We start from the raw sequence: 10,709 nt of genomic DNA, 5'->3' as shown, positions 1-10,709 counted from the left end.
CCGACACGGCCGGAACACCGCTGGCCGACGCCCTGACCGCGCACTACCGGCAGACCGGCGCCGAGGTGACCGTGCGGCCGCTCGAGGGCCCGTACGACGTCGTCGGCGCCGGGCCGGAACACGTGCACGTCGTGATCGGCCCCGCCTCCGCGGAGTCCGGTACCGATGCCGAGGCCGAACGCGCGGTGCTGCGCCTGGTCCGGGCGCTGGCACGCGGTGTGCCGGACGCGCGCACGGACCTGTTCCTGATCACCCACGACACCCAGTCGGTGGACGGGGAACCGAGCGGCAGCCGGGGCCGGCCTGGCGGGGCTGGCGTACTTCCTGGCCCGGAACGGCCGTCGGTTCGCCGTCCGCAACCTGGACGTGTCGGCCGCCGACCTGACCGGCCCCGATGCCCGTGCGGCGCTGGCCGCCGCGGTTGCCGCCGAACGCCCGGCCGTCGACGGGGAGCTGATCGCCCTGCGTGGCGGACATCGCCACCGGCATCAGACCCGGCCGGTCGCGCCCGCCGAGGCGACCGATCCGGCGCTCCCGGGCATCCGCCCGGGCGGCCACTACGTCGTGGTGGGCGGCACCGGCTTCGTCGGCCGGGCCATCGGCCGCCACCTCGTCGACCGCTACGGCGCCGAGGTCGTCCTCATCGGGCGCCGTGGCGAGGACGATCCCGCGGTGCGTGCCGCCCTGGCCGACGGCCGGATGGGCTATGTACGCGGTGACGTGACGGACGGGTGGCAGGCCCGGGAGGCGCTGGACGCGGCCCGTGGACTGCTCGGTGACATCCACGGAGTGGTGTTCGCGGGCGCCGCGCGGATCACCGGGGCGCCGGTGGACGTGGCCGACCTGGGGGAGGAGGAGTTCCGCGTGCACTTCGACGTCAAGGCGGCGGGCGCCCGCCACGTGTACGAGGCGGTCGCGGACCAGCCGCTCGACTTCCTGTGCTATCTCTCCTCCGCGCAGGCCTTCGCGTTCGGCGGAGCAGGCACCCATCCCGCCTACGCGGCCGGCGTCACCTTCGCCGACGCCTTCGCCCGAGCCGTGGGCCGCACCGCCGCGTTCCCCGTCGGCGTCGTCAACTGGGGCGCCTGGCGGTCGTCGTTCGGCGACGAGGCCCGGAACTTCCCGATGCTGGGCTTCCTCGAGGACGACGAGGGCGCGGCCTGCTTCGACACCGCGGTCCGCCTGTTGCGGGCCGGCCGGTACCACCAGGTGATCGCCATGCGGGCGCCCGCCGACAGCGCGGACGGCGCCGACCGCCGGAGCGAGGCCGCGCGCGAGACCCACGCCTGCCGCTGGCCGACGCGCCCCGCCCGGCACCGGCCGCGGCGGACCGCCGACCCGAGATCGAGCGGTTGCTGGTGGAGCGACTCGCGCGGACGCTCCGTGTGCCGCCCGGTGAGCTGTCGCCCTCGGTGGCCTTCGCCGACCTCGGGGTGGACTCCATCACCGGTGCCGCGTTCGTCACGGAGATCGCTCAGGAGCTGGGCGTCGACGTGAACGCCGGTGCCCTGTACGAGTTCCCGTCCGCCGAACGGCTCTCCGCCCACTTGGCCGAGCTGACCGCCACCCGGGAGCCCGACGCACCGGCCCGGTCCCGGGCCGGTGAAGGCGCCGCGCAGGACACGGCGCCCACAACCGACGGAGCGGGGCTCTCGGAAGACCTGATCGCGGGGCTGGAAGCACGTTTCGCGGCCGGTGAGCTGTCCGCAGCGGAAGTTCTGAACCTGCTCGATGCCGAGCTGGCCACGGAGGAGCAACGATGAGCAGCACGAACTTCCGGGACGTCCTCGGCCGGTATGCCAGAGGGGGTGTCGACGCAGAGCAGGCACGCAGCATGCTGGACGCCGGCCGCCCGGAGCCGGCCGCCGAACCCGCACCCCCTGCCCCGCAGACCAGCGAGACGCTGGACATCGCGGTGATCGGCATGGCCGGTCAGTTCCCCGGGGCGCCGGACATCCCCACCCTGTGGAACAACCTCACCGAGGGCCGCCTCGCCTACGGGGAACTGCCGGAGCACTACCGCGCGGACGACGGTCCCGGCACCTACCGCTGGGGCGGCGCGCTCGCCGAACGGGACTGCTTCGACCCGGAGTTCTTCGGCATCCGGCCGCACGAGGCCGACCTGATGAGCCACCACCAGCGGCTGCTGCTCCAGGAGAGCTGGCACGCCCTGGAAGACGCGGCGCTGGATCCCAGGGCGCTGGCCGGTTCGCGTACCGGCCTGTTCATCGGCGCCGAACCCACCGGCTACCCGCACGAATCGTTCGTCGGCGCGTCGGACGCGCTCGTGGCCTCGCGGCTGTCCTACTTCCTCGACCTGCGCGGCAGCGCCCTGGTGGTCAACACGGCCTGCTCCTCCTCCCTGGCCGCCGTGCACCTCGCATGCCACAGCCTGCGCTCCGGCGAGTCCTCCCTCGCCGTGGCCGGCGGCGTCAACGCGGGCCTCGACGCGCGCGGGCTCGACCTGCTCGTCGACAGCGGCGCGATGTCGCCCACCGGCGCCTGCCGCACCTTCGACGCCGACGCCGACGGCACGGTCTACTCCGAGGCGGTGGCGGTCGTCGTCCTCAAGAGGCTGGCCGACGCGGTGGCCGACGGCGACCACGTCTACGGGGTGATCAGGGCGACCGGGCTGAACCAGGACGGGGCCAGCAACGGCATCACCGCGCCCAACGGCGCCGCCCAGGAGGATCTGGTCCTCGACGTCTACCGGCGCCACGGCATCCGGGCCGAGCGCATCGGATACGTCGAGGCACACGGCACGGGCACCGCGCTCGGCGACCCCGTCGAGGCCAACGCGCTGGTGCGGGCGTTCAGGAAGCTGACGGACGCCCGCGGATTCTGCGCTGTCGGCAGCGCCAAGTCGTTCATCGGGCACACGGGTGCGCCCGCGGGCGTGGTCGGCCTGATCAAGGTGCTGCTGTCCATGCGGCACGGCCTGCTGCCCGGAATGCCCACCCTGCGCCGCCTCAACCCGCTGATCGGCTTCGACGACTCCGCGTTCGTCTGCGACCAGGAGCCCCAGCCCTGGCGGTCCTCCACCGGGGCACCGTTGATGGCAGCCGTCAACTCCTTCGGCCACAGCGGCACCAACGCCCACCTCGTGGTCGAGCAGTACCTGCCGGTGACCCGGCCGCGGACCGGGGACGACGGCTCCGTGCACATCGTCCCGCTGTCCGCGCTCGACACCGACCGGCTGCGCGCCCTCGCCCGCTCGCTGGCGGATCACCTCGCCGCGCCGGCGGTTCCGGCGCCGGCCGTGCGCCCCGCCGCCGACGACCGGGTGCGCTCCGCGGTGGCGAAGGTCCTCGATGTCGCCGCACAGGACATCGCCCTCGACGAGCGGCTGAACTCCTACGGAGTCCTGCCGGAGCAACTCGCCAGGATCAGCGACGCGGTGGAAGCGGCCACCGGCTTCCGGCCGGACGCCCACGTGCTGCACGAGGGCACCACGGTCGGCGAGCTGAGCCGGCTCGCCGCCGCGTACGCGGCCGCGGACGGCGCGCCGGACGGTGCCGGGGACGAGGCGGCGCATGCCTCAGGCACCACGGCGTCCCGCCCGCCCGAACTCGCCGACATCGCCCGTACCCTTCAGCTGGGCCGGGCGGCGCTGCCGGTGCGGGCCGCCCTGGTGGTCCACGACCTCGGCGAGCTGCTCGCCGGGCTGCAGGCCCTGGCCGACGGCCGCGAACTGCCGGCGAACTGCTGGATCGGCCAGGCCCACACACCGGGCGACGTGGTCCGGCTGTTCGACGAGGAGGAACTGCGCGAGGCCGTGGGCACGTGGCTGGACCGGCGCAAGCTGGCCCACGTCGCCGAACTGTGGGTCAGCGGCGGCCCGGTCGACTGGCGCCGCCTCCACGGTCCCGGACCGCTCCACCGCGTGCCCCTGCCCGGGTACCCGTTCGCCAAGCACCGGCACGGCATCACCACGGCCGAACCCGGACCGCGCACCCCCGGCTCCCCGGTGACACGGCCCGAGCCGGCGTCCGCACCCCGGTCGCAGTCCGCTGCCGACGCGACGGCGGTCACCGAGAGCCCCACCCCGACCGGGGCGGCCGCCGGAGCCCGGCTGCAACCGGCGGAAGGACGAGTGGCCGAGCCGACGGCCGTACCGGGTTCGAACGTGCCGGCCGCTCCCCGCCCCGAACCGGCCGGGGCCGCGTCCCCGGGCGCCCGCGTGCCCGAACGGCTCGACCGGGCGATGGAGGAGCGGCTCGTACGGATGGCCGCCGAGCTGATCGGCGCGTCGGCGGACTCGGTCGACGCCCGGGAACACCTCCACCGCTACGGCATCGACTCCGTCACCCGTACCCGCCTCAACCACCAGCTCTCCGAGGCGTTCCCGGACGCCTCCCGGACCCTCTTCTTCGAGTACCCGAAGGTCGAGGGTGTGGCCGCCCACCTGATGGAGCGGTTCCCCGACGCCTGCCGGGCCTTCCTCGGCTGGGACGGAACCCGGCCGGTCCCGTCCGGCACCGCCGAAACGGCTCCCCGCGTACCGGAACCGGCCCGGCCCGTCCCGGCACCGCCCGCCGCGCAGCACACGCCGGCCGTCGCCGACGACATGCCCGCGACCACCACAGGCGACGGAGACACGGACCTCGGCGCAGAGGACGGCATCGCCATCATCGGGATGAGCGGACGCTTCCCCGGCGCCGCCGATCTCGGCGGCTACTGGTCGCTGCTCATGGAGGGGCGCACGGCCGTCACCGAGATCCCGCCCAGCCGCTGGGACTGGCGCGAGCACTACGACCCACGGCCCGAGGGCGCGGACTTCGTCCGCAAGAGCCCCTCCAAGTGGGGCGCCTTCCTCGAAGGGTTCGACGAGTTCGACCCGGAACTGTTCCGGTTCACCGAGCAGGAGGCGCGCAACACCGACCCGCAGGTGCGGCTCTTCCTCCAGGAGTGCTGGAAGGCCCTGGAGGACGCGGGCTACGCCCCGTCGAAACTGCCGTCCGGGACCCGCGGCCGTATCGGGATCTTCGCGGGCGGCGCCAAGCACGGTTTCCAGCGCCTGGGTTCCGAGGGCCGGCTGGAGATGCCGCGTACCTCCTTCGGCGACATGGTGAACCGGGTCTCCTTCCAGTTCGACCTCGGCGGGCCGAGCGAGGCCGTCGACACCGCCTGCTCCTCGGCCCTGGTGGCACTGCACCGGGCCGTCGAGAACCTTCGCAGCGGCCGCTGCGACATGGCTCTGGCCGGAGCGGTCAACCTGTACCTGCACCCGTCGACGTACGTGGAACTCGCCACGATCGGACTGCTGTCGGACCGCTCCGACTGCGCGTCGTTCGGCAGCGAGGCGAGCGGTATCGTCCCGGGCGAGGGCGTGGCGGCGATCGTCCTCAAGCCGCTGCGCGCCGCCCTGCGCGACGGCGATCCGGTGCGGGCCGTCATCCGCGGCAGCGCCGTCAACCACAACGGCCGGACCATCGGCTTCACCAGCCCCAGCGCCCAGCGGCAGGCCGAGGTGATCCGCGAGGCGCTGCGCGACGCGCGTGTCGACGCGCGCACCGTCAGCTACGTCGAGGCCACCGCCAACGGGTCGGAGATCGGGGACGCGGTGGAGATGACGGCCCTCACCCAGGCGTTCGCCGACCGCGACGGTGCGCGAGGCACCTACCGCGTCGGCTCGCTGAAGCCCAACATCGGCCACGCGGAGGCGGCCTCCGGCATGGCCCAGCTGTTCAAGGTGGTCCTGGCCCTTCAGCACCGCACCCTGCCGCCGACGCGGCTGCCGGACGAGTTCAACCCGGCCATCGACTTCGACCGACTGCCCTTCGGGCTGTCCGGCACCCCCGCGCAGTGGGAGCCGGTCGTCGTGGACGGCGTCACCGTGCCCCGCCGGGCGGGCATCACCGGCCTCGGCGGCGGAGGGACCAACGCCCACCTCGTCCTCGAGGAAGCGCCCGCCCCCGTCGAGGCACCTGCCCGGCCGGGCCCGCGCGGCCCGGTTCTCGTGACGCTCTCGGCGCAGACCGAGGAACGCCTCGCCGCCCACGTCGACCAGTGGCTGGCGTTCCTGAGGGAGCGCCCGGCCGCCGGGCTGGACGCGATCGCCTACACCCTCCAGGTCGGCCGCACCGACCTCACCCAACGGCTGGCCGTGATCGCCTCCGGCACCGAGGAGCTGACCGGCCACCTGACGCGCTGGCGGCGCGGCCGGCCGAGCGACGCCGTCGTCTCGGGCACCGCCGGGCGGGTGGACACCACCGCCGTGGACGAAGCCCTGAACGCGCGCGACCTGCGCGCCCTGGCCGAGCTGTGGGTCCGCGGCGCGGCGGTCGACTGGGACCGGCTGTACGAGGACGGCGTTCCCGGCCGCGTGCCCGGCCTGCCCACGTACCCCTTCGAGGCCCGCCGCTGCTGGGTCGCCCCCACGGCATCCGCTCCCGTCCCGCCCGCGGCCGGTATCGCCGCCGGGACCCCGGCCGCCGGCCACCTGCTGCTCACGTCGGCCGTGTCTCTCGCCGACGGCCGGGTCGTCCACAACGGCGAGGTCTCGCTCGACACCCACCCCTGGGTCGCCGACCACACCGTGTCCGGCACCGTGCTCTTCCCCGGCACCGGATTCGTCGAGGCTGCGCTGCACGCAGGGCGGGACCTCGACTGCCCGGAACTGGAGGAGCTGACCCTGGAGGCTCCGCTGGCGATGTCCCGGACCGACCGGGTGCTGCTCCAGGTCGTCGTGGGACCGCCGGACGCCGCCGGCGGCCGCTCGGTCGAGGTGCACTCGCGTCCCGCGCAGCCGGGCGGGACCGGTACCGAACCGGCGTGGACCCGGCACGCCACGGGCGTCCTGGGCACGCGCGTCGCCGGCCCGGACTTCGACTTCACCGCGTGGCCCCCCGAGGGCGCCGAGCCGCTGCCCGTCGACGGCTACTACGACACCATGGCCGCCGCCGGATACGCCTACGGTCCCTCCTTCCGTGCGCTGCGGGCCGTCTGGCGGCGCGGCGACGAGGTGTTCGCCGAGGCCGTGGCGACGGACGCTCACGACGCCGGCCGCTACGGACTGCACCCGGCACTGCTGGACTCGGCCCTGCACGCCATGGGATTCGGCGAGTTCGTGCGCGGCGGAGGCGGACTGCTGCCGTTCTCCTGGAGCGGCTGGCGGCTGACCGGCCGGGGCGCAGCCACCGTGCGGATCAGGCTCACCGCGGCAGGTACCGACGCGGTCTCCGCCCAGATCGCCGACTCCGAGGGACGGCCGGTGGCCGCGCTCGACTCCCTGGTACTGCGCCCGGTCGGCGGCGAGAAGCGGATCGGCCCGGCTCCCGTGCCCGACGGCCTCTTCGAGATCCACTGGACCGCGCTGGACACGGCGGGGCACACGCCGGGGCGGTGGAGCGTGGCCGGCCCCGACGACCTCGGCCTGGCGCCGGCACTGCGCCGCGCGGGTGCGGAGGTGTCCGAACTGCCCGGCGACATGGGGCTGATCTCGCTGGCCGCCGAGCCGGCGGACGACTTGTCGGCCGCGCTGCGCGACGCCACCGGCCGGGTGCTGTTGCAGGTGCAGCGGCTGCTGGCGGACGACACGCGCGGCGCGGAGCGCCTGGTCGTGATCACCTGCGGGGCGGTCGCCACCCGGGTCGGCGAGGACGTCACCGACCTGGTGCACGCCCCCGTCTGGGGCTTGCTGCGGGCAGCGCAGGCGGAGCATCCCGACCGGCTGCTGCTGGTCGACACCGACGGCACCGACGCCTCGCTCGCCGCGCTGCCCGCCGCGGTGGCCGCCGCCGGGGCTGCCGAGGAGTCGCAGCTCGCGCTGCGGGCCGGCGAGGCGCGCGTGCCCCGGCTGGCCCGCCTGGGCGCCGACGGAGCCCTGGTACCGCCGTCCGACGGGGCCGCCTGGCGGCTGGACACGGTCGGCGCCGGAACGCTGGAGAACCTCGCGCTGGTGCCGTGGGCGACTGCCGACGCGCCGCCCGCGCCTGGCCAGTTGCGGATCGAGGTGCGCGCCGCGGGCCTGAACTTCCGTGACGTGCTCGGTGCGCTCGGCATGTACCCGGGGGACCTGACCCTTGGTGCGGAGGGAGCGGGCGTGGTCACCGCCGTCGGCCCCTCCGTCGACGGGTTCCGCGTCGGTGACCGGGTCATGGGGGTGTTCCCCAGCGGCCTGGGCCCCGTGTGCATAGCCGACGCCCGCACGGTCGCGCACATCCCGGACAGCTGGTCGTTCGAGCAGGCCGCCGCCGTTCCGGTCGCCTTCGTCACCGCGTACTACGGCCTCGTCGACATCGGCGGGCTGTGTGCTGGTGAGTCCGTGCTCGTGCACGCCGCGGCGGGCGGTGTCGGGATGGCTGCGGTCCAGCTCGCCCGTCACCTGGGCGCCGAGGTGTTCGCGACCGCGAGCGAGGGCAAGTGGGACGCCGTCCGGGAGCTCGGGGTGAGCGACGACCACCTCGCCTCCTCGCGCGAACTCGGCTTCGTGGACCGGTTTCTGGAAGCGACCGGGGGCCGTGGGGTGGACGTGGTGCTGGACTCTCTCGCTCGCGAGTTCGTCGACGCGTCGCTGCGGCTGCTGCCGCGCGGCGGCCGGTTCGTCGAGATGGGCAAGACCGACATCCGCGACGCACAGGAGGTGGCCACCGCGCACTTCGGTGTCCGGTACCGTGCCTTCGACGTGGTCGAGGCCGGACCACAGCGGATCGGCGAGATCCTCCGGGAGATCCTCGGGTTGTTCCGGGAGGGTCTCCTCACCCACCTGCCCAGGACCCACTGGGACCTGCGGCGTGCGCCCGAGGCGTTCCGGTTCATGAGCCAGGCGCGCCACACCGGCAAGATCGTGCTGACCGTGCCGCGGCGCCCGGATCCGCGCCGCACGGTGCTGATCACCGGCGGCACCGGCGTGCTCGGCGGGATGCTCGCCCGGCACCTCGTGAGCGAGCGCGGCGCACGCCACCTGGTGCTGCTCAGCCGGCGTGGCCCCGACGACCCGTCGGGGGCCGAACTGGTCCGCGAACTCACCGCCCTCGGCGCCGAGGTGACGGTGGTGGGGTGTGACGTGGCCGACCGCGAGCAGCTGCGGCAGGTCCTGGACGCCCTGCCGGCCGAGCATCCGCTCGGCACGGTGGTGCACACGGCCGGCGCGCTCGACGACGGGGTCTTCGACGCGATGACGCCCGAGCGGCTGGCCACGGTGCTGCGGCCCAAGGCGGAAGGGGCACTGAACCTGCACGAACTGACCCGCGAGATGGACCTCGACGCCTTCGTGCTGTTCTCCGGGGCGGCGGGCGTGCTGGGCAACCCGGGTCAGTCCAACTACGCTGCGGCGAGCTGCTTCCTGGACGCGCTGGCCCAGCATCGCGCGGCCCACGGACTGCCCGGCGTCTCACTGGCCTGGGGCTACTGGGAGCAGGCGACCGGACTGACCCGGCACCTGACCGAGGGCGACACGGGGCGGATGGCCCGGGGCGGCCTGCTGCCGATGTCCACTCGGCAGGGACTGGCGCTGTTCGACACGGCGTGCGGCGCTGACGCGCCGCTCCAGGTCCCCATGCGGCTGGATCTCGGGGCGCTGGCCGCCCAGGCCGACGCCGGACAGGGACACCCCCTCCACCGTGGCCTCGTCCGCACCGCGCGGCGGTCCGCCCCCGCCCCGCGGGAGGCCGGGCCCGACCGCCTCGCCGGGGCGCTGGAGGAGGAACGGCGCACCGTACTGCTGGATCTGGTCTGCAACGAGGTGGCCTCCGTGCTGAACGCGGATCCGGTCGCCGTCGCACCGGACACCGGATTCGTCGAACTCGGCCTGGACAGTCTGACCGCGGTCGAGCTGCGCAACCGGCTGAACCGGGCCACCGGCCTGCGGCTGCCCGTCACCCTCGTCTTCGACCACCCGGCCCCCGGCCCCCTCGCCGACCACCTGGCCGACCGCATCGGCCGTGCGGCTCCGCGCCCCCGGCGGACCACCCGCGAGGCCGTAACGGTCCCGGCGGCCAGTGACGCTCCCGGTCCGGCCACCCGGCCCGACCGGGCGGCGGACGGACCGGCCCAGGCGCCCCCGGCGGCCGTCGGCGGTCCGGCTGCCCAGGGGCACGCCGAGGTGCGCCGGGCGCTTCTGCGGGACCAGGACCTCGACCGGGTCGGCGCCGTGCTGGAGTTCGGCTGCCGTGACACCGGCGGGCTGACCGAACTCGCCGAACGTCATCCGGAGTTGCTGGTCCACGGGGTCACGCCGGACAAGGAACTGGCCGATCACGCCACCCGCGAGCTGCGCGAGCGGGTTCTGGACGACCGTGTGGAGCTGATGGCGGCGGACGAGACGCTGGAGCCCGTACCCGGCCGGTACGACGTGGTGTTCGCCGTGCACGGCTGCGTCCGCGTCCGCGACAAGCGAGCGCTGCTCGCCCACCTCGACGCCGCCGTCGTGGACGGCGGCGGGCTACTGCTCGCGGAGTTCGTGTGCACCCTCAGCGGCGACCTCGTGGACGAGCGGGCGGGGATCGCCGTACCGACCGCGCAGAGCTGGGCCGAACAGTTCGCCCGTCACCGGTTCGTGATCGACGAGGTGGCCTCGTACGACCTGGCGCACCCCGATCCCGACCTGGCCGAACCGCTGCGGCGGGGCTGGGTCGTCCACCGTCTGCTCCGGCTGCGGAAGCTGTCCTCCGCCCCGTCCGAGGAGCGGCTGCGGCTGAACCTGTCACATCTCGCCGACACCGACGCGCACCCGCGCGATGCGCGGAACCGAAGGAGAAGTTGAGTCA

General features: G+C 74.6%; 3 protein-coding genes. All 3 read left to right on the top strand.

Features of this window, described 5'->3' with window-relative positions:
* Nucleotides 1-567 precede the first annotated feature (567 nt).
* Genes WJ438_RS13435 through WJ438_RS13425 form a run of 3 tightly spaced genes read left to right on the top strand, consistent with a single transcriptional unit; the run spans nt 568 to nt 10,705 of the window.
* Nucleotides 568-1,497 carry a KR domain-containing protein gene (locus tag WJ438_RS13435; RefSeq protein ID WP_406725446.1) on the top strand — a complete coding sequence of 310 codons (930 nt, stop codon included), beginning with the start codon at nt 568-570 and terminating at the stop codon, nt 1,495-1,497.
* Nucleotides 1,386-1,763 carry a phosphopantetheine-binding protein gene (locus tag WJ438_RS13430; protein WP_406725445.1) on the top strand — a complete coding sequence of 126 codons (378 nt, stop codon included), beginning with the start codon at nt 1,386-1,388 and terminating at the stop codon, nt 1,761-1,763. The genes WJ438_RS13435 and WJ438_RS13430 overlap by 112 nt, the downstream gene beginning before the upstream one ends.
* Complete coding sequence (locus WJ438_RS13425; protein ID WP_406725444.1) at nt 1,760-10,705, top strand: SDR family NAD(P)-dependent oxidoreductase; 8,946 nt, start codon at nt 1,760-1,762, stop codon at nt 10,703-10,705. Before WJ438_RS13430 ends, WJ438_RS13425 begins: the two co-directional genes overlap by 4 nt.
* Nucleotides 10,706-10,709 lie beyond the last annotated feature (4 nt).

This window comes from Streptomyces sp. GD-15H, assembly GCF_045291515.1.
Taxonomy (GTDB): Bacteria; Actinomycetota; Actinomycetes; order Streptomycetales; family Streptomycetaceae; genus Streptomyces.
This window is presented reverse-complemented; position numbering and strand designations above follow the sequence as displayed.

Bases quoted from the DNA above. Each gene is read 5' to 3' on its own strand.
- WJ438_RS13425 (WP_406725444.1), top strand. From the start codon at position 1,760: ATGAGCAGCACGAACTTCCGGGACGTCCTCGGCCGGTATGCCAGAGGG.